20 protein-coding genes are annotated in these 26,644 nt (G+C 47.4%); 3 read left to right on the top strand and 17 right to left on the bottom strand.

Going from position 1 to position 26,644, the window contains the following annotated elements:
• Positions 1 to 49: 49 nt before the first annotated feature.
• The gene (locus FM037_RS02030) at positions 50 to 1,015 is read right to left on the bottom strand and encodes a LysR family transcriptional regulator (protein ID WP_227993246.1); all 966 of its coding nucleotides are present in this window, start codon (positions 1,013 to 1,015) and stop codon (positions 50 to 52) included.
• 219 nt (positions 1,016 to 1,234) lie between these two features.
• Between FM037_RS02030 and xapA the strand changes: the two genes are divergently transcribed.
• Complete coding sequence (gene xapA / locus FM037_RS02025) at positions 1,235 to 2,065, top strand: xanthosine phosphorylase (RefSeq protein WP_144044629.1); 831 nt, start codon at positions 1,235 to 1,237, stop codon at positions 2,063 to 2,065.
• A 285-nt stretch (positions 2,066 to 2,350) separates the two neighbouring features.
• Here xapA and arsJ read toward each other — a convergent pair whose 3' ends face one another.
• From arsJ to pmbA, 5 genes are all read right to left on the bottom strand, one after another.
• Positions 2,351 to 3,598: an organoarsenical effux MFS transporter ArsJ gene (gene arsJ, locus FM037_RS02020; protein ID WP_144044628.1), complete on the bottom strand. Its 1,248-nt coding sequence runs from the start codon at positions 3,596 to 3,598 to the stop codon at positions 2,351 to 2,353.
• A gap of 68 nt (positions 3,599 to 3,666) precedes the next feature.
• Positions 3,667 to 4,689, bottom strand: a complete 1,023-nt coding sequence (locus tag FM037_RS02015) for an ArsJ-associated glyceraldehyde-3-phosphate dehydrogenase (RefSeq protein ID WP_144044627.1) — start codon at positions 4,687 to 4,689, stop codon at positions 3,667 to 3,669.
• Positions 4,690 to 4,817: 128 nt separating this feature from the next.
• Positions 4,818 to 5,864 (bottom strand): ACR3 family arsenite efflux transporter, encoded by a 1,047-nt coding sequence (gene arsB, locus FM037_RS02010; RefSeq protein ID WP_144044626.1) that lies wholly within the window; start codon positions 5,862 to 5,864, stop codon positions 4,818 to 4,820.
• Between the two features lie 25 nt (positions 5,865 to 5,889).
• Positions 5,890 to 6,237 (bottom strand): metalloregulator ArsR/SmtB family transcription factor, encoded by a 348-nt coding sequence (locus FM037_RS02005; protein ID WP_144044625.1) that lies wholly within the window; start codon positions 6,235 to 6,237, stop codon positions 5,890 to 5,892.
• A 385-nt stretch (positions 6,238 to 6,622) separates the two neighbouring features.
• Positions 6,623 to 7,963, bottom strand: a complete 1,341-nt coding sequence (gene pmbA / locus FM037_RS02000; protein ID WP_144044624.1) for a metalloprotease PmbA — start codon at positions 7,961 to 7,963, stop codon at positions 6,623 to 6,625.
• A gap of 140 nt (positions 7,964 to 8,103) precedes the next feature.
• Here pmbA and yjgA point away from each other — a divergent pair, with 140 nt between their 5' ends.
• A complete protein-coding gene (gene yjgA / locus FM037_RS01995) occupies positions 8,104 to 8,643 on the top strand; it encodes a ribosome biogenesis factor YjgA (protein WP_144044623.1) in 540 nt (179 codons plus the stop codon).
• Between the two features lie 82 nt (positions 8,644 to 8,725).
• Positions 8,726 to 11,272, top strand: a complete 2,547-nt coding sequence (locus tag FM037_RS01990) for an Ig-like domain-containing protein (RefSeq protein ID WP_144044622.1) — start codon at positions 8,726 to 8,728, stop codon at positions 11,270 to 11,272.
• Positions 11,273 to 11,752: 480 nt separating this feature from the next.
• Here FM037_RS01990 and FM037_RS01985 read toward each other — a convergent pair whose 3' ends face one another.
• The 11 genes from FM037_RS01985 to mreC all read right to left on the bottom strand — a co-directional run bounded on the left by FM037_RS01985 (position 11,753) and on the right by mreC (position 26,627).
• The gene (locus tag FM037_RS01985; protein WP_144048779.1) at positions 11,753 to 12,901 is read right to left on the bottom strand and encodes an ABC transporter permease; all 1,149 of its coding nucleotides are present in this window, start codon (positions 12,899 to 12,901) and stop codon (positions 11,753 to 11,755) included.
• Between the two features lie 7 nt (positions 12,902 to 12,908).
• Positions 12,909 to 14,114, bottom strand: coding sequence for an ABC transporter permease (locus tag FM037_RS01980; protein ID WP_144044621.1), 1,206 nt, complete (start codon positions 14,112 to 14,114; stop codon positions 12,909 to 12,911).
• Between the two features lie 13 nt (positions 14,115 to 14,127).
• The gene (locus FM037_RS01975; protein WP_144044620.1) at positions 14,128 to 15,099 is read right to left on the bottom strand and encodes an HlyD family secretion protein; all 972 of its coding nucleotides are present in this window, start codon (positions 15,097 to 15,099) and stop codon (positions 14,128 to 14,130) included.
• Positions 15,089 to 16,504 (bottom strand): TolC family protein, encoded by a 1,416-nt coding sequence (locus tag FM037_RS01970; protein ID WP_144044619.1) that lies wholly within the window; start codon positions 16,502 to 16,504, stop codon positions 15,089 to 15,091. Before FM037_RS01970 ends, FM037_RS01975 begins: the two co-directional genes overlap by 11 nt.
• Before the next feature lie 127 nt (positions 16,505 to 16,631).
• Complete coding sequence (gene tldD, locus FM037_RS01965; protein ID WP_144044618.1) at positions 16,632 to 18,083, bottom strand: metalloprotease TldD; 1,452 nt, start codon at positions 18,081 to 18,083, stop codon at positions 16,632 to 16,634.
• A 51-nt stretch (positions 18,084 to 18,134) separates the two neighbouring features.
• Positions 18,135 to 18,983, bottom strand: a complete 849-nt coding sequence (locus tag FM037_RS01960; RefSeq protein WP_144044617.1) for a carbon-nitrogen hydrolase family protein — start codon at positions 18,981 to 18,983, stop codon at positions 18,135 to 18,137.
• On the bottom strand, positions 18,907 to 23,088 hold the full coding sequence (locus tag FM037_RS01955) for a YhdP family protein (RefSeq protein ID WP_144044616.1): 4,182 nt from the start codon (positions 23,086 to 23,088) through the stop codon (positions 18,907 to 18,909). The genes FM037_RS01960 and FM037_RS01955 overlap by 77 nt, the downstream gene beginning before the upstream one ends.
• On the bottom strand, positions 23,088 to 24,590 hold the full coding sequence (gene rng, locus FM037_RS01950) for a ribonuclease G (RefSeq protein ID WP_144044615.1): 1,503 nt from the start codon (positions 24,588 to 24,590) through the stop codon (positions 23,088 to 23,090). The genes FM037_RS01955 and rng overlap by 1 nt, the downstream gene beginning before the upstream one ends.
• Positions 24,591 to 24,646: 56 nt before the next feature.
• Positions 24,647 to 25,243: a Maf family protein gene (locus FM037_RS01945; protein ID WP_144044614.1), complete on the bottom strand. Its 597-nt coding sequence runs from the start codon at positions 25,241 to 25,243 to the stop codon at positions 24,647 to 24,649.
• A 2-nt stretch (positions 25,244 to 25,245) separates the two neighbouring features.
• Positions 25,246 to 25,734, bottom strand: a complete 489-nt coding sequence (gene mreD, locus FM037_RS01940) for a rod shape-determining protein MreD (RefSeq protein ID WP_144044613.1) — start codon at positions 25,732 to 25,734, stop codon at positions 25,246 to 25,248.
• Positions 25,731 to 26,627 carry a rod shape-determining protein MreC gene (gene mreC, locus FM037_RS01935; protein ID WP_144044612.1) on the bottom strand — a complete coding sequence of 299 codons (897 nt, stop codon included), beginning with the start codon at positions 26,625 to 26,627 and terminating at the stop codon, positions 25,731 to 25,733. Before mreC ends, mreD begins: the two co-directional genes overlap by 4 nt.
• Positions 26,628 to 26,644 lie beyond the last annotated feature (17 nt).

The raw sequence follows: 26,644 nt of genomic DNA, 5'->3' as shown, positions 1-26,644 counted from the left end.
AGAGCTAAAATCGAGCTGTACATGGTCCAATTTATTGACCTGGTTTATCTTATGAGGGGATACTACGGGGAGCCGCGTTCATAAAGACATTTAAAGACTGAATGAGTGCCTGCTTGTCTTCAGTTATCTTTTGCGGATGGTATACAGCACAAATATTGGCAGGAATGTGCTGCTTAAGCTCAACAAAACGAATATGCTTCCAGCTCTGTCGACTAAAACTATTAGGGACTATAGATATACCTTCATGATTTTCAATCACATTCATCAAGGTCATCGGCTCGACAACTTCCTGAATAATATGCGGAATAAAACCTTCTTTTATGCAGTGTTCTACCACTAATAGAGCCGAAGCTGAGTTTTTCTGGCTCATCATGACAAACTGTTCATTAGCAAGGTCTGATAAACAAAGTTGCTTTCGCCTACAGAGTCTATGTTTGTCTGGCAGTGCAATCGACATCGACTCACAATAGAGATCACAGGACTCTAACGGCGTGATATTAAGAGTGTCAGCATAACGTACAAAACCAATGTCAATTTCATTGTTAAACAAAGCCACTTTTTGCCGCTGTGGCGACAGCTCAATAAACTCAAACTGAATCTTAGGGTATTGTTTCTTTAATTGCTGACAAGCATATCCAAAACCAGCCCAAAAAATCGAACTGACAATCCCAAAACGCAAGTGACCTTGAGTTTCTCGTTCAAATTGGGTCACTTTATTAACTGAGCGTTCGATAACTTCAAAAATGGACTGACACTCTTGGCGTAGTAGAACTCCAGCTGCGGTCAATTGAATACTCCGTTGTTCACGGTTAAATAATTCAACACTTAAAATAGCTTCAAGTTCTCGCATCTGAGCGCTCAGTGGCGACTTTGAAATATGCAGACGCTCAGCGGCTTGAGTTAAGTTTTGACTATGGCTCGCCACATAAAAGTACCTAAGCATTTTCATGCTTAAGCGTTCAGCCCAATAGAGGCTTTTAAGATCGAGTAGCATATCAAGATGGTCTTTTTTCAAAAATATATCACCCATTAAATTGCGATAACTGGCACTTCATTGAGTCAAATTTCATCAAAAACACATTCTATCAATGTATTAAATAACGGTATTAATTCTTTGAATTACAGTATTTGAGAATGTGCTGAAAAACAGCACATTAAGGCCGATTTAAGTGATTTTAATTAGCATCGCTTAAGAATATCGTGAGTATAGTAAAAATCCACTTAGGAATAAATTATGTCTAGCTACGATCCGGTCTCAAATACTGTCGCCACGATTAACAAATACAAGCCAGGTTTTAAGCCACAAATAGCCATGATCTTAGGTTCCGGTTTAGGTGTGCTCGCAGACAAACTCGAAGATAAAGTAAGTATTAGCTACCAAGAACTAGCTGGTTTCCCAGTAAGCACTGTCGAAGGTCACAGTGGTGAGCTGGTTTTAGGTTATTTAAATGGTGTGCCTATAGTCTGCATGAAAGGTCGGGGCCATTTCTATGAACATGAAACCATGAAAGTCATGACCACACCAGTGCGGACATTCAAGACTCTAGGTTGTGACCTATTATTGGTCACCAATGCTGCAGGTTCGCTGCGCCCGGAGCGTATTGATGTTGGCTCTTTGGTTGTATTCTCCGATCATATTAATACTATGCCTAGCACCCCTATGACTGGCGAAAATGATGACAAATATGGACCACGCTTCTTCAGTCTAGCCAACGCTTATGACAAAGATCTCCGCCAACAAGCGCTTAGCATAGCTAAAGCGCAAGATATTGTGTTAAACGAAGGTATATTTGTTTCTTACTCAGGACCTTGTTTTGAAACTGCAGCAGAGATCCGCATGATGCAAATTATTGGTGGCGATGTTGTGGGTATGTCTGTTGTACCTGAAGTGATCTCTGCCGCACATTGTAGCTTACCTGTGCTTGCGATTTGCGCCATTACCAATATGGCTGAGGGCCTAGGTGATGTAAAACTGTCACACGAGCAAACCCTCAAGAGTGCAAAGTTAGCCGAAAATGACTTCCTTAAATTAATTCAGTCATTTGTCGAAAGCACGAAAAAATAATAAAAGGGTCAGTGTGCACCAAGTTAAATCGAAGAAACACACTGCTTACTCTTTGCTTGTAATAACAAGTGTAGATGCGGCTGCGAGCTTCCAAAACATGGACGTTTTGGCAGAGCCCACAGCGATATGCTTGTGGCGACTCGTAGAACCTTCTCAAAATAAAGAGTGCACATCCCGCGCTGGGAAGCGATAAATCACCATGAAGGTCCGCCTTGCAATAACCAACCAAATGCAAACTCAGCCGACGCTAAATAAAAAATGTAACCTAGCCTTCATTCCAAGGCGCTAATCTTTTGGTAGATAGATACTAATAACAGCCGTCAGCCCCAGCATAACGGATGAGATCCACAAACAAGCTTCTAACCCTGCTACCTGATACACATAACCAGAAAGCACTGTGCCGATTAAGCGTCCCATGGCGTTGGCCATGTAGTAGAAGCCTACATCCAGAGAGACACCATCGTCACTGGCATAGTTGACGATCAAAAAACTATGTAGTGAAGAGTTAACCGCGAATACTGCACCGAAGAGCATCAATCCAGCTAACAAGCTCAACTGAGGGCTGATATTAAAGGTCAAGGCTAATGCAATCAGCCCGGGGATAGCCGTGAGTGCACAAACCCATAACAGGGCTTCCCTTCCTCCTGGCGCAGAGCCATCGGATTTAGAGGTCAACCTTGGAGCTTGAGTCTGCACGAAACCATAAGCGATCACCCAAAGCGCCAGGAATCCTCCCACATAATAGTGATCCCAGCCAAACTGGCTGCCGAGATAGAGGGGCAATGCCACCACAAACCAGACATCACGGGCAGCAAACAGGAACATGCGCGCCGCCGATAGAATATTGATGCTGCGGCTCTTAGAAAATATCTCGCTGAACTTGGGCTTGTTCTTGGCCTTGCCCAGATCTCGCTTGAGAGTAAACAGACTCAAAACCCAGACTAAGGTTAGCGCGATTGCCATGATAGCGATGGCAACAGTGAAGCCAAACAGGCTCAAAAGGACTCCACCGAGAAAGAATCCCGCTCCCTTGAGGGCGTTTTTAGAACCGGTAAGCTTGGCAATCCAGCTATAGAGTTTCTGTTGCTTAGCAACATCTCCAGCCTTCGTCTGGCCATCAACCTGCTCAGTAACCAGCAGCATCTTGATTGAGCTCTTGGCACTCATCTTATTTAGATCTTTGGCTATGCCGGAAATACCCTGCGCCATCATAACCCAAACTAAGGTGAGCATGGAGCTTGGCACCAGCAACATGACAAGCGCCGCGACCTGTAAACCAAGACCAATATTCATGGTCTTATTAAGCCCTATCCGCGCCCCCAGGTAACCACCAACTAAGTTAGTAATCACTCCGAAGATCTCATAGAAGAGAAACAGCATGGCGATAGCGAGAGGGCTATAACCTAGCTGATGAAAATGCAGCACTACCAGCATGCGCAGGGCACCATCGGTCAAGGTAAATGCCCAATAGTTGCCTGTGACGAGCAGATATTGTTTAACCTGCTCAGGCAGGGCTTTGATACTGGATAACATAAGTTCCTTAGTTTCGAGTTTCTAGGATCTAGGATCTAGATTCTAGGAACTAGTTACTCGCTTCCTTCTTAACCTTTATCTTGAAGACCAATCATTCGCGCAAGTTCTGCTGTGCGATTCGCATATCCCCACTCATTGTCATACCAGACATACAGTTTCACCTGAGTGCCATTAACGACCATGGTCGATGGTGCATCTATAATGCAAGAGCGTGGATCTGTCTTGTAATCTACCGAAACCAGAGGACGTTCTTCGAAGCCTAAGATATCTTTGAGCTCTCCCGCCGCAGCCTCTTTCAAGAGGGCGTTGACTTCATTCTCTGTAGTGCCGCGCTCAAGTTCGAATACACAGTCGGTCAGCGAAGCATTGGCCAAGGGGACGCGCACCGCATGGCCGTTAAGCTTACCTATAAGCTCAGGGAAGATATGGGTGATCGCGGTAGCCGAACCTGTCGTGGTCGGGATAAGACTCAAACCACAGGCTCTAGCACGGCGCAGATCTTTATGGGGCGCATCGAGTATGGTCTGGGTGTTAGTAATATCGTGTATCGTGGTCATGGAGCCATGCTTGATACCGATCTTCTCGTGTAGAACTTTCACCACAGGCGCTAAACAGTTGGTGGTACAGGAAGCCGCTGTGACTATAGGGTGGAGGTCCTTGTCATATAGATGATGATTGACTCCCATCACCACATTAAGTACACCTTCCTCTTTCACTGGCGCCGTCACCACAACGCGCTTCACACCTTGATCCAGGTAAGCCTGCAGCTTAGCCTTAGTCTTCATCACGCCAGACGCCTCGATAACGAGATCACAATCTGACCAGTCTGTATCCGCAATAGCTGTATTGCGACTCGTAGAAATGCGCTTATCACCGATCACTATGTAATGGGAATCGCAAGTTTCATCTGCTGTCGCTTCATATTGCCAGCGTCCATGGACCGAATCGAACGTTAACAAGTGAGCCAAAGTATGAGCATCGCCAGCGGGATCGTTGATATGCACAAATTCGACATCATCCCAATCCCAGGCGGCTCTTAATGCTAAGCGGCCCATACGGCCAAACCCATTGATACCTATCTTAATACTCATGACTCAGTTCCTTGATTGCTTCTATTCCAATTCAGCTATTACGATTCAGCTATTGCTAACTCCAGAATCTAGCTCTTAAGCCAACTTCCAAGACCTAGGTTCTAAATCCTAGGTCCTGTTGTGCATAATTATGTTTCTACTGCTTGAGTGCCTGTATCGGCTTCAAATTTACTTCGTCGACTATTCACGAAAGCCACCAGAGTGAGCATAACCGGGACCTCGACCAGGACACCAACAACCGTAGCCAGAGCCGCTCCTGAGTGCAGACCAAATAGCGAGATAGCCACGGCGACGGCTAACTCGAAGAAGTTAGAGGTCGCTATCATGCAGGCTGGAGCCGCTATCTTATGGGACAGCTTCATCTTCTTAGCGATATAGTAAGTAATGAAGAAGATGCCATAGGTCTGGATCATCAGAGGGATGGCAATGAGTAAGATGTTCTGTGGCTCATCGATAATCGTCTGGGCCTGGAAGCCAAATAGCAACACTACAGTACCGAGCAGACCAAGCATTGACCAAGGCTTTAGCTTGCCAACAAACCTATTTAAAGACTCGGCATCGCCGTCTGCTTCTAGCTTTTTACGGGTTAACGCACCGGCAACCAGAGGTAAAACCACGTAGAGAAATACCGAAGAGAGCAAGGTTTCCCAAGGTACCTGGATATCATTCACACCCAGCAGTAATGCACAGATAGGGGCGAAAGCCACCACCATGATGAGGTCGTTTACCGACACCTGAACTAAGGTATAGTTTGGATCGCCCTTGGTAAGCTGACTCCAGACAAACACCATGGCCGTACAGGGAGCCACGCCGAGTAGAATCATGCCAGCGATGTATTCGGTCGCGCTCTGAGGGTCGACCCAATCGACAAACAGCACCTTGAAAAATAACCAGGCCAAGAGTGCCATTGTAAAGGGCTTAACCAGCCAGTTGATGACGACTGTCAGAATTAGCCCCTGTGGGCTCTTTTTAACATCTTTAATCGATGAAAAGTCGATCTGCACCATCATGGGGTAAATCATCACCCAGATGAGTACGGCGATAACTAAATTTACATGGGCATATTCCAGCGATGCCACCAAGGCAAACATATCTGGCAGTAGATTGCCCAAAACCAAACCAGCAAGGATAGCTAACCCCACCCAAACACTGAGATAACGTTCAAATATTCCCATTTTTATTTCCTCAATTTATACCTGTTTAATTACAACAAGCACGTACACGTTCCGGACGTTCGCCCATTTGATGTAACCTAGTGATATTGCCAGAAATAAGTGCCTTATTGTTTGCACTGATCTCTGCAAGCGTCTTATTGATCCAATCTGGTAACTCAGGATTTACTCTATAAAACACCCACTGTCCCTGGCGTTTATCCAGCAGCAGACCAGCCTTTCTCATTTGAGCCAAGTGCCTTGAAACCTTAGGCTGACTCTCGTCTAGTGCCTGCATTAACTCACAGACACACAACTCCTTCTCTTCAATGATCAACAGCAAACTGAGTAGTCTGGTTTCATCGGATAACAGTTTGAAAAACTCTAAAGTGGTCATTTTTACTCCATACAAGCCTGTCTTCGACATATAGCCTCAGGTTCACAATACCTGGGACACTCAGAAGAAATAAGATATATGCCAAAACGAATATATGATAAATAGTATATCTGTTTATCCATATATGCAATGGATAAGTTATTCTAAAAAAGTGAGGGGGCTGATAATTTTGGAATAAAAAAACTAACTTATTAGTTTGACTTGATTTATATGCTTATACTCAGAGTTCAGACTTTATGAGGGGATTCGACGAAGACCATGTGAGTATTCTAAAGAGTTCACACTTGCATCGGGCCATAGCCGAGTTTTGGAGAGAAGCAGAAGAAAAGGAAAGCGTTCCTAGAACCTAGATTCTAAATTCTAGGTTCTAGGAACGTTCAAAAATCTAATTACCCGCTATTTTCATATCGCTGAGTAACATACCACCAGTACGGATCGAAGATCTTAGATCGCGATCCTTACTCACTGCAACGATATTCTGGTACATATCTTTGAGGTTACCCGCTATGGTGATCTCTTCAACCGGATAGAGGATCACGCCGTTTTCGACATAGAAGCCCGCCGCGCCGCGAGAATAATCTCCAGTCACAGCATTGACACCTTGACCCATGACCTCGGTCACGATAAGACCCGTGCCCATCTCTTTCACTAACTCATCGAAGGTTTGTCCTGTATGAGAGAGTGTCCAGTTGTATATACCACCCGCATGTCCGGTATTCTTCAGGCCCAGTTTTCGTGCCGAATAACTGGTTAACAGATAGGTAGAGAGCACCCCGTCCTGAATAATTGCGCGTTCCTGAGTCGCAACTCCTTCACTGTCATAGCTAGCACTCGCTAAGCCACCCACGATATGCGGCTGCTCTTCGATGCTAAACCAATCAGGGAATATCTTAGTATCGATAGAGTCGAGTAGGAAGCTCGACTTGCGGTAGAGGCTACCGCCGCTGATAGCACCTACTAAATGACCCATGAGTCCGGTGGCGATTTCAGGTGCCAACAATACCGGCAGCTCAGTGGTAGCAATTTTACGTCCACCAAGACGACCTAACGTCTTCTCTGATGCCTTGCGTCCCACCTCTTCCGGTGATAGCAGCTCACTCAATTTTCGAGAGATGGTGTAATCATAATCACGCTGCATATTGCCATCAGTCTCACCGATAACCACGCAGCTTAGACTGTAACGAGAACTGGAATAGCCATTTAAAAATCCGTGGCTGTTACCGTAAACTTTTATACCTGTGTGGGCATTAGCACTGGCACCATCAGAGTTTGTGATCCGGCTATCGACATCCAATGCAGCTTCTTCTGAACGCGCAGCTAACTCAATTAACTCTTCTGGAGTAACTTCCTGAGGATGATACAAGCCTAGATCAGGAAAGTCCTTTGCCATGAGCTCAGCTTCGGCTAGTCCATTGTAAGGATCCGATGAGGTAAACTTTGCAATACCATCGGCAGCCTTGACCGCTTCTTTTATAGCTTCAGGGCTCAAATCTGAGGTCGATGAGCTGCCTTTACAGCCATCACGAAACAAGGTGATACCTAACGCGCCATCTTTATTAAACTCAACCGTTTCAACCTCCTTCATTCGAGTCGATACGGATAATCCTTGTTGTTTACTGATAGCAACTTCTGCACCCGATGTACCGAGTTGCTTGGCATACTCGAGTGCCATAGATACAGCGTCTTTTAATGAATCTAATTCGATGTCAATGCTAGGTGTCGTCACAAATCTGCTCTTTTGTTATCAGGGATCTTGATAGCATAACAAACCCAATACCCAAGTACATTAAATAACTTGCCTCGCTGATAGGCGATTTTCTAATGAAATGTTATTATTACCTTAGTTTAAGAGAGAGATATTTATATATGAAAGTAGTCGGTGATTCAGAACATTTTAAACAGCCCTTCGACCATGATGAAGATTATGTCAGTAGAGCTGAAACCAAACGTGAAATTGCGATATATCAAGAGCTAGGAAAGAAACTCGTTGCGCTGAGCAAAACTCAGATCGACAGATTGGAACTTGATGAACTGTTACATGATAACGTATTCAAAACTAAGACCATAAAAATAAATACTGAGGCTTACCGTCGTCAGCTGCAATTTATTGGCAAGTTAATGCGTTATGTCGACATCGAAGAGCTGCAACTCAACATGAAAAATATGTTGAATCAGAACAGTAACGAGAGTGCTAAGCAAAATGTCGCTGAAAAATTTAAAGATCAACTTCTAAGCGAAGGTGACAGTGCTGTGCAGGCCCTCATCGAAAAATATCCAGACTTAGAAAGACAGAAGCTGCGCCAACTCGTACGCCAGTCTAAAAAAGAACTCACGAAAAAGCCCGATGAGGCATCTAAATCTTCAATAGAGTTAGTTAAATATATACGTAACGAACTTGCTGAATAATCTGGCGTAAAATATCGATAAAAATATATTCGCCCTATAACGTTGAATTTACGACTATTTTAGTTTCACAAGGATGTTGCTGATGCGACTGATAAAATCTGCTCCTGCTGCACTATTCACCCTGCTTGCCTTATTGTTTATCGGAGGTTGTAACGGCTCATCCGATGACAGTGGCGATAATGGCGGAAATACCGGAGAGTTCGCCCTCTCCCTGAGTTATAAAACCGTTGTCGACGGCCAATGTGCCGAGGCAACCAGCGACTTGAGTTTTGCCAGCAATGCCAGTATCTGCGCAGTGGCAAAACTCACTCAAGGTGGCAGTAATAGCAGCGGTGGCTTAATCAGTTTCAGTGCCACGTTAGGCACTTTGACTCCAGCGACTAAATTGACGGATTCCAGTGGTATAGCTCACGTCATACTCAGCAATCCTGATCTAGCCTTAGGCGCGGGAACCTTAACGGCTCAATTCGATACCGGAGCCGCCGAGAACAATATTCTTTCGGCTATCAGGAACTACGAATTTACCAGCAGTACTACGACTCCTGGTGAAGAGACCCCTAAGATCAGTGCCAGCATCATCAATGGTGCCGCGATAGTCACTCAGTTCAAGGTCGATGAGACAGTACAGCTACAGGCACAGTTTTTAGACCCATCGAGTCAAGGCATAGCTAATCAGCTGGTGACCTTTACCGCAGGCAGTGTAAGCTTAACCCCAAGTACTGCACTGACTAATGCTCAAGGTATCGCGCAGGTTAACTATACCCCAAGCACCAGTGACCTAGGGGCAGCAAACCTCAATGTATCTTTAGACTATCAAGAACAAAATTACCAAACTAATAGTTTGTATGAGGTCCTTTCAGCCGATGCTATCGGTGGTGAAGGTATACTTAAATTAGGTCATTTCGATAGTAATGATCAATTTGTAGAAAGTGAATTAACCAGTTCACTGATCCCTGTCGATGGTAAATACATCATCAGTGCAGGCGGAAGTTTTGGTATCACAGCAACTCTTATCAGCCAAGCAGATGACGGCACTATTACCCGGGTGCAGACTCCTTCTTCAATCAGCTTCAGCTCAGATTGTGTACTTGGTAACAACGCCAGCCTGGACACTCCAGTCACCACACTTTCAGGCAGTGCCAGCTCTACCTTCCAGGACACCAGCTGCAGCGGCAACAGTGAGCGAGACGATCAGGTAATTGCCTCTACACTCGTTGGAAATCAAACACTAACTGCCAGCTTTCCTTTCACCCTGGCGCGTCAGACACTCGCTAGCCTTAGCTTCGTCTCGGCAGAACCGACTAACATTCGCATCAAGGGTGCGGGCGGTACAGGTAGCACAGAATCTTCACTGGTCTCATTTAAGGTCACAGGTTCAAATGGACAAGCCAGCGCTCAGCAAACTGTTAGCTTTTCCCTCGATACTCTTGTCGGCGGCTTGAGTTTTTCCAATGGACTCGCCACAGCGGAAAGTATCACTAACTCGGAAGGTGTGGTCAGCGTTCGAGTTCAGGCAGGCACTGTGCCTACGCCAGTACGTGTGGTCGCTTCGGCAACCGATGCAGACACGGGTGAGATTATTACCAGTCAATCGGAGCAATTAACGGTAAACACAGGCCTGCCTCAGCAACTTGGCTTTAGCCTGTCGGCTTCAGTATTTAACCCCGAAGCCGATCAATTCAATGGTGAGAAGTCCACAATTACAGCTTATGCCTCGGATAGCTTCGGTAACCCGGCTCCCGATGACACCACAATCAATTTCACAGCGGAAGGTGGGCAGATAGTCTCTAACTGCTTAACCGTCGATGGTAACTGTAGCGTCGAGTGGACATCGGCTAGCGCTAGAGTACCTAATCATAGGATCACTGTACTGGCCTATGCACTCGGCCATGAAACCTTCTTCGACACTAACGGCAATAATATCTTCGATGATGCTGACGGTGGACCAGTGAATGCTTGTCTGGACTCGAATAATAACTCAATAGCCTGTTCCGGTAATGGCATGGATCGTGAAGCTTACATGCCTAATGGTTTTAGCGATTTAGGTGATGCCTTCCGCGATGACGATGAAACAGGTCAACATAGTGAAGGTGAGAAGTACTTTAATACTGAGAATAGTACTAGTTATGCGGGACCCGATGGCAAGTTTAATGGCCCACAGTGCGAAGGTAGCCTCTGCGGCATAGATCAAGCCAACAAGACCTATATCCGTAAGGCTCTGGTGATGACCATGTCAGGATCTCATGCAGAATTCACCCTCTGGCAAGATGGTAAGCTCATCTCAGATGATTCAGAGAAAGAAACAGATCCTATCGTTTCATTGACCGATATCGCTCCGGGCCAATCATCACAATTTTCTGTACAGCTCTATGACAGCGCCTACCAGATAATGCCAGCCGACTCCCAAGTGGCGGTAACAGCTTCATCCGGAGAGCTTAATTTCGATGCTTTTTCAGTACTTAACATCACCCGAAATGGCGGAACAACGACTGGATTTATAATCACCAATGACATAGATCCAGCCAGTGTCGGAGAAGCGCCGAAGACGAGTAACATCAGTATCGATGTCACTACACCTAAACAGATAAAATCCAGCCACGCTTTTTCTGTCACCCTAACAGGGACATAGACATATTTTCTCATGAGAGAGAATTTGATACTTAAAAGCCCATTTAGATGACTTCTACATGGGCTTTCTTATACTTCCACCCAAAAATTATAAGGCCAAATGCAAGGATCTTAAGATCGCCAGTAGCTGCTACGTAGGCTCAGTACAGGGAGAAAAGGCGAATTTGGTATTACAACAGCCTGGCATTTAGCAGAAACCAGCTAGTCTCATTACCTACTGATTCTAGCCTTCGCATGACGCATACCAAGCCAGCATAAAGAACACAGCGAACAAGCCCCATAACTGCAGCCATTTCGGCATAACACTGGACCTGTAGGCATCGACCATCTGATTAAGAACTAACTCGTCTCATCAACTGCCGATTTGAGTCTTCGCGTGACGCCATACAGAGCCAGCACAAAAAACACAGCGAACAAGCCCCATAACTGCAGCCATTTAGGCATGACACTGGACCTGAGGCATCGACCATCTGATTAAGAACTAACTCGTCTCATCAACTGCCGATTTGAGTCTTCGCGTGACGCCATACAGAGCCAGCACAAAAAATACAGCGAACAAGCCCCATAACTGCAGCCATTTAGGCATGACACTGGACCAAGACGCCCCCATCTGATTAAGCTCTAACATCCCCATGATAGCGGGGACGGCAGGGATCACCTGAGACAGCCAAATCAGAGGCTCTGGGATAAGCGCCAATGGCCAGACAAAGCCGGAGACGAACATGATGGGCATAGAGACTAACAACAAGACTTGAGTCGGTAGGTCCCGGCGGACAAACAAGCTACTCAAGGCAATACCGGCAGCGCTGGTTGCCAATAAAAAGGGTAACATCCACAGGGCCACCAGACTAAGGCTTGCCTGCACGCTGACCTGATACCAGTAAAAACAGAAACCGACATAAAAGCTGCTGAAAAATAGGTAAATCAACATGAATGCCGAGATGCGACCACAGACGAGTTGCAGAGGTGAAACATCTCGCCAATAACCCTTTCTCCGCCATTGGCCGGCACCTAAGATCCCGGTTCCTATCAGTAAAGTCTGATGCAAGATCAACAAGAAGAGTCCAGGCACCACATAGGGAGTGTATCCCAGGCTAGGGTTAAACGCAGGCACACTGTTGATCTTCACCGAGTTTAGGCTTAAATTCGCTTGTTTAGGCGCCTCACCTTTAGCCAGCATGCCGAGCAGTTGTACTTGTTTACCCGCATCCATGCCAGCCGTAACTAGGCCCTCAGCAACCGCGGAATAGATAAGGAAGTAGCTAGCATCACCGCCATAGCTTAAGGTTACCCCCTTGCCCAATAACAGATCTCGCCTGAAGCCTTCGGGAATGACCAGCAGGCCATGAGCGCGGCCGGATTCTATCCAGCTCTGAGCTTGACTGATACTGGTCACCTGGCCGATGACACTGACTTTCGCACTGGCATCCGCATGACGGATCAGACGGCGGCTCAATGAAGAGCGATCCAGATCAACCACAACCAGCTGTTGTTCAGTCGGTACCTGATGAAGATAAGGTAAGGGGTATAAAACAGAATAAAACAGCACACCACCAAATAGGGTCACTGCGATGGCCTTATCTGCCACTATTGCCTTTAGCTCGGCTGATACTAGTTGCCAAAAACTCATCATCTTATTACTCATCACAGATCCGCCCCTGTCTTTTAGACGCCAGATCCGGGTCTATCATCTGCTGACTGGGCTCGGACTTCGAGGCCTTTTCAATGCGGCGTGATAGCAAAAAAAGTACTGGTATGATGCAGAGGAAGCCCCAATAGCTAGTAAGCTGTATAGCTATGGTCTCCCAACCCACTCCATAACTGACGATGCTGACATGTGAGTCCACATAGTGACTGGACGGCATAATTAAACGCCACCACTGGGCGAGTATAGGCATCTCATGGACCGGAAACGTGATCCCCATAAACGCAAATGCTGGCGCGAATAATGCGGTACCGAAACTCACCATGCGGGCACTGTCTCGCATGATGAAAAAGACCAGCAATACCAGCAGCCAGACCGCCAATAACATCGCCAGTTGCGCCAAGACTAATAGGGCTAAGCTACCCGCTACAGGCAGGGCTAAATACTGATATAGCAGGGCCAGAATGAAGCCACCATGCATGAGTAAAATCGGAGTAAACACGGCAATCTTGGCCCAAATCCTAGGCCAGATACCGCTATCTGCAGCGAAGCACCCTTCTGGGGTTAACTCCCGGCTTAAGCTATTAGAGAAGATTAGCATGGCCAGTAATTGCCAAAGGGCAACTAGCACAGGTGGCACCAGGAAGCTCACATAGTTATTATTGCGATTAAACAGTGCCGTGGTCTGGCTGGTCACCGGGCTCAAATGCGAGGCTACCTGAGACTTAGGCACGCCTTGAAGCAGCTGTTTCACTCCTGCGACCTCGAGAAGTCCCGAGCCTAATGTGAGTTGAATCTGGCTGGATAAGAGTTTACCCACCAGCAAGAACTGACTGTTATAGCGAACATCTATGACCGGGCTATGACCCGTTATAAGATCCCGTTGCAACCCGTAGGGAAGCACCACGATGCCATATACTTGGGACTGTTTCATGGCGGTTACCGCCGAGGCTAAGTCTACAAAATTCTGCGGAGCAACCACTGGGTTGGCCTGTAATTTACGGGTTAGCATACGGCTCAATTGGCTATGGTCCGAATCCACGACGGCCACAGGTAACTGTCTCGGTAAACCCGCACTGAACAGCCACCATAAACAGAGTATGCTCAAGATGGGAATATAGCTAACCAGGGCGAGCTGCCATGGCGAGTTCCACAGTGCGTGGAGCTCACGACGAATAAGGGCCACTAAACTGTTCATGATAATCTCAGGTTTAGCGAGTTAAGATCGCTGACATGCCGACCCTTAAATCTTTAATGTCTGAATTAGGGCGCAGCTCCACCTCGAAGGTACGCATGTCGAAATCATGGCCACTCTCAGTCGAACGCCAAGTCGCAAAGTCACCCATCACACTAATATGAGACACAGTAAATTCGACCTCACGTTCGAGAGCCGGCAGGGTTAGCATCAGCTTCTGTCCTTTAGAGAACTGCTTAAGCTGATCTTCTCTGACTTGAAATACGGCCCAGGCGTCTTGCATATCTATCAAACTAACCACAGGGAAGCCGCTAGGAGCAAGCTCACCAGGTTGCAGTAACACTTCGCTTATCTCACCGGACTTAGGTGCGCGCATCTGGCTATCGGCTAAAATAGCATTAACTTCGTGGACGGCGCCTTCGGCCATACGAGCATTACCCGCGGCGGCGGCCTTAGTCTCTACCCTCGCCCCTTCCTGAGCCATCTGATACATGGCTAAGGCTGCCTGCTCCGTGTATTTGGCCGCCTGATACTGAGTAAATGCTTCATCACGTTTCTGTCTGGCGAGTACGCCTTCGACAAACAAGTTCTCTACCCGATCGTAGGTAGTCTTGGCTAATGTGGCTCCCGCCTTCGCTTTCAGCCACTGCTCACGGGAGGCCATCACCTGCTGCTTACGGGCGCCGCTATCGGCTTCTGACTGCATTGCCTGAGCTGCATCTCTGCCACCTTCGGCCTGCATCAACTTGGCATTAAGTTCTGGGCTATCGATGGCAAACAAGAGATCGCCGACCTCTACACTGTCGCCACGTCTCACCAGTACCTGCTCGACACGCCCGGGAACCTTTGAGGAGATATTGTATTCTCTCGCCTCTATCTGCCCCTGCAGATAGAGGATTTTCGGGGTATAGGCCAGTTTAAGTCCATAGCCCAATACCCCCACTAAGCCCACCAGGGCCACAACTGCAATTATACGATTAGCCTGCATTCTTACTCTCCTGCATCGCGCTAGTCTCAATACTGCTGCGACCTAAAAATTCATCCAGTTGCCCACTCACCGCCATCAAACGGGCATAGGCCTGAACATAACGGTACTTGGCAGCCAGTTGCTGCATCTCAACACCTGTGAGCTTAAGCTCTGCGTCTACCTTCTCGATGGAAGTGGATAATCCCTGACGAAAGGCCAGATCCCGTAGACGTTTATTCTCTGTTGCCAGGCTCAGTGATAAGTCTAAAGACTCTACCTCTTCTTGAGCCTGTAGCAGTTGACGATAGCTTTGATCCAGCAACAAGCTGAGATCTTGCTGAGTCTGCGCCTTGGTATAACGCGCCTGCAGCAGCGCACTCTTAGCCGCCTCGACTTTGCCGCTACGTCCATCTCTGCTCAGCAGGGGGATCTTGACGCCCACGCCTAACATCCAGTCCGGCTCCATCTTGGAAAACAAACTGTCATCTTCATATAGTGTGTAGTTACCGTAGAGAAAAACCGTCGGTAAATACTGACCTTTCTCAACATCCACCAGACCCTGTGCCTGAGCCTCTTTTGCCTCGAGTAGTTTCAATGCCGGATGTTGCGCCAGAGTTAGCTGACTTAATCGGGGCAGTGACGGAGCATTATTTAGCATAAATAGCTGAGAGATTGGGTTCACTTCTCGCTCATGTAGCATGCGCGACAGGGCTATTTCTGCCATCTCGGCCTGACGCCTGGCGCTGGCAAAATTGACCTTGGCATTCTCTAATGCAACTTGAGCATTTAATCGCTCAACTTTCGCTATCTGACCTTGCTCTTCCAGCTTAACCGCATGCTCCGAATGTTCTTCAAGAGAGACAACAAGCTCACCTCGAGTACGGGCCATGGCTTGGCTCACTGCGACGCCGTAATAACGATCCACCAGTTGAATGAAGAGATCTCGTGTGGTCAGTTGAAACTGCTGCTCTTTCTCAGCCACTTGAGCCGCATGAATACCCTGGGCTGCGGTAATCTTGCCACCAGTATAGATGGGCCACATAGCCTGAAGGCTGGAGCGAAAGATATCTTGCTCGGTAAAGGGAGTGATAAACATGGAGCCTGGAATGGCCGCTAGTGCACCACCAAGTGCAGGAGGAAGCGAAGCGGGATCCATAGATGCCAAAGGGTTAAGATCCCTCAGATCCATCTCGATAGGTTTCTCTAATCTGGTGTAGCTGCCATTGAGGCTAATTGAGGGAAGGTTGAGATCTTTCCCCGCTTCATGCTTGGCCTCTGCACGTCGTACTTCCTGTGCGCTGGCCTGTAGTTTATCGCTGACGGTTAGCAACTGCTTCCAGGCTTGTTCGAAGCCCAGGTTCGATGCCTGTGCAGTAAAAGAGCCCAATGCCAAAAACGACACTAGAGCTAACTTTGAAAACTTCATCCCCTTTCCTCTGCACCTTGGTGTGCACAACCTAGAGTGTTTACTCTAATTCCTTGGTCAATCTTAGCATTCATTGAAGTTGAATAGAAGGAGCTAAACCTGCGGCCTAGCTCCTTCTAACTTTTTCTTACGCCGTTCCACCTACGGTTAATTTATCTATCTTGAGTGTAGGCTGGCCAACACCGACTGGAACGCTCTGACCATCCTTACCACAGACGCCGACACCTTGGTCTAATGCCAGATCGTTACCCACCATAGAGATCTGACCCATGGCTTCCGGACCATTGCCGATAAGGGTTGCACCTTTAATCGCCTGAGTCACTTCACCATTCTCAATCAAATAGGCTTCTGAAGCCGAGAACACAAACTTACCGGAAGTAATGTCGACCTGACCACCACCGAAGTTAGGCGCATAGATGCCATTCTTAACTGACTTGATCATCTCAGCCGGATCCGACTCGCCAGCTTCCATATAAGTGTTAGTCATTCTCGGCATAGGCAAGTGTGCATAAGATTCACGACGCCCATTACCCGTGGACTGCTCACCCATAAGGCGCGCATTTAATTTATCCTGCATATAGCCTTTCAAGATCCCATCTTGGATCAGCACAGTCTTCTGAGTCTGCACACCTTCATCATCGATACTCAAAGAGCCGCGTCTGTTTACCATGGTGCCGTCATCGACCACAGTCACCAGCTTAGAGGCGACCTGCTGGCCTACCTTACCACTGAATGCACTGCTGCCCTTACGGTTGAAGTCACCTTCCAAGCCATGGCCAACCGCCTCATGAAGTAATACACCAGGCCAACCAGGGCCTAAGATCACCGGCATTTCGCCGGCTGGTGCATCTACCGCGTGCAAATTAACCGAGGCTTGTCTTACCGCTTCTCGAGCGAAATCGAAACAAACCGGCAGACCTGCATCATCTGTCTCCATCATCACCTGATAGTCGTGACGTCCACCGCCGCCACTGGCACCGCGTTCGCGTTTGCCATTTTCTTCCAGGATCACGCTGCAATTAAAGCGAACCAATGGACGAATATCTGCCGCCAAGGTGCCATCGCTCGCGACAATAAGTATCTCTTCGTGTACACCTGAGAGGCTGATGACCACCTGAATAATACGGCTATCTAGACTACGAATATAAGCATCGGCCTGCTTAAGCAGCGCGATCTTCTTGGCCTCTTCCATCGCCGCGATTGGATCGGCACTCTGGTATAGGGCCTTCATCTCTTTACGCTTCCAGGCTTGTACCGAAGCGCTCTCGCCGCCATGGGCTGCGATACTGCGAGCCGCCTCGGCCGATGCAGTTAATGCAGCAGGAGTGATCTCATCGGCATAAGCGAAGCCCGTTTTCTCACCTGTGATGGCCCGAACACCCACACCTCTCTCGATATGAAAGCTGCCCTCTTTCACTATGCCATCTTCTAGTACCCAAGACTCATGACGGCTGCCCTGAAAATAGAGATCAGAAAAGTCGACATCATGTTGATGGATTAGCTTGAGATAACCCTGCAGGTCATCCAGCGATAGTCCATCTTGTAAAAGGCTCTGCTCAACTTGGGTTAAAAATGGCATTAATTACTCTCTCTTTGTGCATAATTTTTATAAGACACTGACATCAACTTTCTATGGATTAGCATCTTTGTGTTGTAACTTTGGCTCAGCAAATCGGTTATTACTGGCTATTGGCATCTGTTGCCTAATTTTTATCATTTCATCTCTATCCAGCTTCGACTGAACCCAACCGCAACCTGTCATCTTCTGGGCGTTAATTCGTCCCCATGGGTCAACAACCATACTCTGACCCCAGGTTTCCCGGCCTCCCTGATTATGCTGTCCCCATTGAGCCGCCGCGAGAATAAAACACTGATTCTCAATCGCTCTGGCCTGGATCAAGGTTTGCCAATGGGCCTCTCCCGTCACCTTAGTGAAGGCTGCCGGTAGGGCAATCAGTTCGGCTCCGGCTAATCTCATGGCTCTGAATAGATCCGGGAAACGCAGATCGTAACATATCGCTAACCCTAACTTACCAAAGGGAGTGTCGATTACACTAATTTTATCTCCGGCGCAGAAGGTATCGCTCTCACGATACTCCTTAGTCCCATCGGAAACATCGACATCGAACAGGTGTATTTTATCGTATTCGCCCAAGACCAGGCCTTGGTTATCAAACAGATAAGTACGGTTATAGACTCGGCCATCGCCGACGGCTACAGGAATACTCCCAGCCACCAGATAAATATCATAACGACGCGCCAGATCTGCGAGTACCGTTTTAAAAGGATTCGATTGGTTATCGCCGGCATACTCGAGTTGCTGGCTTTCGTGACCACCAAACAGGAGGCAACACTCTGGCAGGACCACGAGTTGCGCTTCACCTTGAACTCTAGGGAGTTGGCTAAGCTGCGATTCGATATACTCCAGATTCTTGGATACGTCTTGACTGCTTTGGCACTGAAGTAGGTTGATCTGCATCTTCTGGCTCCTTATCTATACGCTTACTTTCTTTAAAGGTAGGCATCTCTATTACGTTCGTTGCCGGTATTTCGACACCTGAATCTAACTCTTTAGACTGTTGTTTCTTCTGAGATGATTCATTTTGCTGAGAATTTTCGTCAGGCTGAGGCTCCTTAACACGAGGCAGCACAGATTCAGGGATCTCTATCTCTTTACTCTTACGTCCTATCTCTTCCAACTTAGGTTCAGCCATGGTACCGGTTAGTTGAAAACGTATCTCAGTAATCACTTCGATCACAGGCTCTAATACCTTAGTTAGCGCTAACGCACCCAGGCCGAATGTCCAGCCACCTGTGGTCAAGAGAACAACCGTAGGCACACTCGATGCTAATTGAGGCACAAATCGAATATCATAGTTCAGGCTTTCAGTCATCAGGTCCGTATAGCCTCTAACCTTCATATTCCCCGCTACCGCGTCCATCTCGGTATCATGGGTTTTAACCACGCCATTATCGATATTCAAGGTGCCGGTAAAGGAATTAAAATATAAACCTTTGCCAAATACATCTGAGAAATCCAGAGACAGCTTTCTCAGTAACGAGTCCAGGCTAAACAGGGAGAAGATTCTGGCACCTTTATCGCTAACTTCGGAAAGGTGTCCCTTACCTAACTCGAAATTCACCAGGCCATTGAGGCTTTCTAGCGAGAACTGATATGGTGCGCCTTGCCATGATATTTCAGCATTGACCTCAACTGGCGCATCCTTTAAGCCTGGGTCCATGCCGACAATCGCCGATATGGCATCAAATTTTGTCGCCGTTAATTTCACATCGAATTGAGTTAAGTTCTCGTTATTATCATTCTGCCAAACGCCTTTACCCCTTAACTTGACCTCAGGTGTGGTCAGCGACAGGGTCTGAATTTGGTAGCTATCGCCCTTAGGGGAGCCTTGCAGAACCAGATGTCCGAGAGGACTGCCATAGAAAGAAAATTCATCCACATCCACGGCTAGAGGAGGTAGGTTGTCCAACACGGTATCAGTTTTAAAGTCAGCATCTTCCGGTGCCTTAACATTGGGTGCTAGATGGAACTTAGTCGCGACCAATTTGAGCCCCTGGGTCGCCCAGTCCGGATAGAAGTCGACTCTACCGTCAAACTCATTCGAACTCGCCTCGAAACGCCAACTGTCAGGGGTGGGATAGGCTGTCATCTTCAGATCTGATAAGGTTTGCCCCATCAAATTAAAGTCGGCAATGTCTGCATCCAGGCTTATCAATGGCGGGAAAAACGATTCCTGTGTACTCAGCTCTTCAGGTGCTGCATTCGCAATATTGGCCTGAACTTCTGAGCCAGGCTCAACGCCAATAAGTCCAGCTTCCTCAATAACCTTAGTCGCGTCGCTCACCTTATCCCCAGCGGTAAACTTATTGATTATGGGTAGCCAAGGGGCTAATTCGGTATGCGCTATGTCTAACTGCAGATGCCCTTGATTTTTTTTCAGTTGATCTCCAGGCTTAAACAAGCGGCCCAATAGTAGATCATAATGCGCGAGTTGATTGCCCGATTCTTGATCGAATCCACCCCAGAACTCCATCTGTTTACCCAGCTTAATGCCTAGAGACGATTGTTTGTTATCGCCAATCAGCTCGGCCGTCAGCTTTCTTGACTCATCTTTCGCCTTGGCAAATGGCGCTGGCAGTGCCAACTCGGCACCTAATAGATCCGTCTCGACCTGAGCCTGTATGCGATAGCCAGATGGGTCGAAAACTAAAGTCATGGCCCCCTTCCAGCTAACGTCACCGGAATAGAAATCTTGCAGTGGGTTGTTTAGCTCTTCTGGCAAGTCAGCGAGTGACCATGCTCCCTTCATATCCAGATTGAGGCCATAATTTCTGCCGACATTACCCGTGTCGAACGTCAAAGAGATGGGTTGTTGATACAGTAAGGCTGAAATATCGCTCCCTTTAACGATGTCGTTAACGAAACTCACCTGCCCGGTCACTTCATCGAGTAATACACCCGGCTCAGTGATATAAACTGGCGTCTTATCAAAAGTGATTAAACCGCGAATATCTTCTTCGACAAACTCCCCAGCCTCTGCCTCATACAGAGGAATGTCGAGATCCAATGACGCCGACACATCACCATTTATCTGTACTACGGCTAAGGTCGAGCCAACGGAATCCACTAGTGGAGAGGCCTGTATGACTCGGGTCGCGGCTTTACCCGAGGTTTTCAAATCAGCCTTAACCTTCAGGAGTGATCTCGGTCCTAGCTGAGGAATACTCACCTTAGCGCCATCGACAACCACATCTAATAAATGGCCTCGCTCGATGGTGAGTATCATAGCTTCATTTTCAAACTGCGCCATTAGATTCAAATCGGTCACAGCCGGCCAATCGGGCTGAAACTTAAACTCTGCATCTTCCAGAGTAAAATTGGCATTGAATACTCCAGAATGGTCCAGATATGGGTAATCACTTAAGGCGCCATTCCAAACCACTACACCGTCTTGAATACGTCCTGCGACTAATCCGACGTTGAGGTAATCGATCAGACCTTGACTCATACCGTCCAGTGGCAGGTAATTGCCCACGTTGGCGACATCATTAACCTTCAATGTTGACAGTAAAGCCAGATGGACCTGCTCCCCCAACTCTAACTTCATTGCAGCATCGATAGCTATGTCCTGATTACTCAGCATCAGTTGTGGAAGGATTATCGCCTGAGCGGCGAGATCATACTTTGCCTCGAAGGCTTCCCCCGAGAGAGATAAGGGCTGTTTCAACCCGCTGCCAAAATCTAATCGATAATCTTGCTTCGGCGCCGAGATATAGAGCGACTCATTTCCCCAACCAAGCTGAAAATCTATGGGGTCACTTCCCGGGATCCCGCCATCTTGTGACCAAGTCAGCTGATTTACGGATAAAGACAGCTGAGGATCTTGGTCCTTCAGCTTAGTCAGTTTGATGGACTCGATTGCACCTTGAGGATCCAACTTCTGCCAATTTTTAAGACCTGCTAATTCCATTCCCGGCACTAGGGGCAACAGAGGCAATAGTGAGCCGGTATCGAGTCGATTGAGATAGGTGAATAATCCCTGCTCTCGCTTCTCGGCAACGAAGTTAAAGTCAGGCCAAGCTTGTTGATTAGACTCGAAAGCTAGATCGCGACTCGTGAAGCGCCAACCGGTTTGTGTCGGCAACCACTCGAGCTGGCCCCCCTTGATCTCGAAATGTTGCTTTCGATCATTGAGATCCCATTCGAGCCAGCTAGGAGAGAATTCGATAATACTGGATTCAACCGTGCGGTTAGCTAAGCTCATCCAGGCTTGAAGGTTAATAACCCCCTCTAACTCCAGCTTAGCCTTATCATCATAAGGATTTTTCTGTCTCGAAGCCCATTCCCCCAAATCTAATGACTGAGCGGCTAAGTAGACTTGCCCTTTAAGCCCATCAGGCTTATTACCACTACCACGAATATCTAATTGCAGTGACAATAATTCCACCTCTGACGCATCTTGGTCGAGATAGAGTTTACCTTGACCGCGATGACGATTTGGAGAGTTAGACCACTTAAGATCTTTTACAAATATCGGTCGGTAATCATGCTTCTTGCTCAGAAGTTGCAGGCTAGCCTGTTTAATCGAAAAACGTTCCAACTGTTCTAATAAGAGGCGATACAACCAGTCGGTATCCATCTCCCGAGCACTCGTGGTATCGCTGCCCTCATTGAGCTTATCTAAGTCTAGGGCAACATAGACACCATCGAAGATCACATTCTCAATTTGTGGTGATGCAGTGAACAGGCTTTCCCAGAAATCTAATTTAATATGAACATCGTTCACCACTAAGGTAAATGGCAGGCTCTCTTGGGGAGGGATGACGAGTTTGCTTACCGTTAAGGCTGGCCCAAAAGCCTGCCATTCGGCACTCAGCAGGCCAACATTGACCCGAACCTGGTATTGCTGTTCGACATACTTTACTAACTCAGTTCTGACTTCATCGAGCTGAGGCAAGAGTCCACGAAATAGGCTCACCACCAGCGCAAATAACACCAGAATGATCGCTAAAATTTGCCAGCAAAACCGGCTGAACTTTCGAGGACAAAATTTACCGGACACTACATTATTACCACATCGAACTTATTTTGAGCATACATGGGCTCATTTTTAAGCTTAACTTGTTTACCAATATAGACGCCGAGCTCGGCGACTAGATGGCTCTCTTCACCCGTCAAACTGCCATGAACCGCAGGCGAGCAGTACACTAAAAACTCATCTGCATCATAGCTGCGGTTGAGCCTGATGATCTCTCTGAAGATCTCATAAGACACAGTCTCAACCGTCTTCAAGCTACCCGTACCTAGACACACTGGGCACTCTCCACATAAAACATGCTCTAAACTCTCTCGAGTACGTTTACGAGTCATCTCCACTAAACCTAAACCGGAGAAACCACTAATATTAGTTTTAACCCTATCCAGAGATAGTGCCAGTTCCAGGCTATTAAGCACACGTTTTTGATGCTCAGCATCCAACATGTCGATAAAATCTATGATGATGATGCCGCCAAGATTACGCAGCCTCAACTGACGTGCAATGGCTTGAGTCGCTTCGAGGTTGGTATTGAAGATGGTATCTTCGAGATTGCGATGGCCGACGAAAGCACCTGTGTTGATATCCACCGTCGTCATGGCTTCGGTCTGATCTATGATCAGGTAGCCACCCGATTTCAACTCAACTTTTCTCCCCAATGCTCTCTGCACTTCGTTTTCAACATCATAGAGATCGAAAATAGGTACAGGGCCTGAATAATGCTCAATCTTGTCGGCAATCTCAGGCATAAACTCTTGGGTGAATGTCTGTAGCTCATCGAAGGTCTTGCTTGAATCAACCTGGATCTGATCCAGCTCGGTACCGACAAAATCACGAACGATGCGTACAGGCAGTGCCAGATCTTGATACAACAGAGACACACCCGGACGCTTACGTCGTTCACTGACTTTCGCCCACACACGACGAAGAAATGCGGCATCCTGGACTAACTCTTGCTCACCGGCACTCTCTGCCGCGGTGCGAATGATAAAGCCGCCATCTTCATCGACGAAAGGCTGAGTTAAGCCTTTCAAACGAGCACGAACCTCTTCAGACTCGATACGCTGAGAAACCCCGATATGACTCGACCCAGGCATAAACACCAGGTAGCGAGAGGGTAAGGTAATATCCGTAGTCAGGCGAGCACCTTTGGTACCTAAGGGGTCTTTCACCACTTGTACCATGATATCTTGCCCTTGCCTGACCAGCTGAGCGATATCGCGTACCACAAAGTTACCCTTCTCTACATCGGCAACACACTCGGTGTGGGGTACGATATCAGAGGCATGTAAGAAGGCCGCCTTATCCAGGCCGATATCCACAAATGCCGCCTGCATTCCCGGTAAGACACGACTCACCTTGCCCTTGTAAATATTGCCCACTAGGCCACGCTTCATCCGCCTCTCTATATGGACTTCCTGCAACACACCATGTTCAACCAAGGCGACTCTGGCTTCCGTGGGAGTCACATTGATCAATAGTTCAGAACCAATCTTTCTCTGTACTCTGTTTTTGACTATGCGACTCATATTTACACTCACTTTTAGTAGGGTTTCAGTTTCCAGATTCTAGGGCCTAGATAACTTTATAAAATGTTCATCTCTTGTAATAGTTCCCGGGTCTCTACCATGGGCAAGCCCACTACAGCAGAATAACTGCCATCAATGCGCTCGACAAAGCTGCCACCTAACGCTTGAATACCATAGGCTCCGGCTTTATCCATGGGTTCGCCAGTAGCTATATAGGCCAAAATATCCTGCTCGGTTAACCGGCAAAATTGTACCTTGGTCTCAACGAGGCGCGTCACTGTCTTGTTCCCATCCGTTAAAGCGACAGCCGTCATGACACTATGAACCTCACCCGATAGCTGGGATAGTATCTTCAGGGCATCGGCTTCATCGATTGGTTTACCTAAAATTTTATCGCCTAATAGCACTATAGTATCTGAGCCAAGTACAACTGGGGCTCCCTCGACTCGACACAAGTCCAGCCCGGCAAGAGCCTTTTCTACTGCCAGACGAGACACGAACACTTGAGGCGTCTCTCCGGATATATGACTCTCATCGATATCCGCTGCCAAGGTCGTAAAACTAAAGTCGGCACGTGAAAAACCTAACTGAGTCAGTATCTCTTTTCTACGCGGGGAGGCCGAAGCCAAAACGAGTGGACCGGAAAATGGCATTTCTATCTCACCTTATATAAACGTCGTAAGCGACGTAACATCCAAAATACCCAAGGCCAGATAATCAAACTGGAAATAGCGGGTAAAAACAGGTTCTCATCAAATGTGACTGTCGACACCACAAACTGAACCCAAAACACCACCAGATGATGCAGGCAGACTAAACTTGAAATCATCAAGGCCTGCTGCCACATAGGGAAGTTACGCAAGCGCTGAAAATGAAGTACGACTACATAGACGACTAATGACATAGATAGCGCACGAATACCTAAGTGAGCACCCAGCAAGATATCTAACATCACCCCTAATGCAAAGGCTGATAAAATATTGTATCTGTGGGGTAACGCCATAGCCCAATAGATGATAACCAGTAATAACCAGTCGGGACGCCAAGCTTCAACTATGTCCGGCAAGGGCATGATCTGTAATAACATGGCACCAAGAAGGCTTAACCACACCACCCAACGGCCATTGGCTATATGCATGCTCATCCGCTCACCTCTTGCTTAGCTTCAGGCTTAACATCACTGGATTCTTGTACCGGAATGTCATTATGATCTTGGCCGTGTTCTGGTTCATCGGGCCAAATCAGCAGCAGGTATCGAATACGATCTAATGCCGCCAATGGTTGAGCCGTAACAGTGGCGTAACTCTGGCCATCATCTTTAATCACTCTCATCACCCGGGCTACAGGATAACCTTCGGGAAAACGATTACCTAGCCCAGAGGACACCAGCAGATCGCCAACACGAATATCTGTGCTCTTTGACACAAATTTAAGTTCAAGCTCATCGAGAACACCTGTGCCATTCACCACCAGACGTACATCATTACGTGTTATACGCACAGGTATACCGTGAGTGACATCCGAGATAAGCAGCACTCGACTGGTTAACTCGCTGATTTGCACGACTTGGCCTACGACACCCTGTGCATCTACCACAGGCTGGCCGACAAAAACGCCGGTTCTCGCCCCTTGGTTTAACACAACATATTGATGATAGGGATCGCTGGCGACTTCCATCACCTCGGCAACCACTTTCTTGGAATCCATGTGTACCGGAGAACCCAACAAACCACGCAGACGATCGTTTTCCTGTCTTAGTTGTTCGAAACGCTGCAGGCGTTCACTCATCAGTAGCTGTTGACGCAATAGCTCTTTGTTTTGTTTAGCGAGCATGTTGCGAGTCGCAAGGCTCTCGGCAGACCAATCGAGCAGAGCGCCGGGGACATTAGCAACGTATTGAAGTGGGCTTAGAACAGAAGAGATAGATTTACGAACAGGATCGAGCCGGCCGTTGGCCACAATGAGGATCACCGACAAAATAATAGCCAGTGTTAATCTAAACTGGTTTGAAATACCACGTGCAAAAATGGGCTTCATAAAAAACTATAAATGGT

It is taken from the genome of Shewanella psychropiezotolerans (assembly GCF_007197555.1).
GTDB classification, from domain to species: domain Bacteria; phylum Pseudomonadota; class Gammaproteobacteria; order Enterobacterales; family Shewanellaceae; genus Shewanella; species Shewanella psychropiezotolerans.
This window is presented reverse-complemented; position numbering and strand designations above follow the sequence as displayed.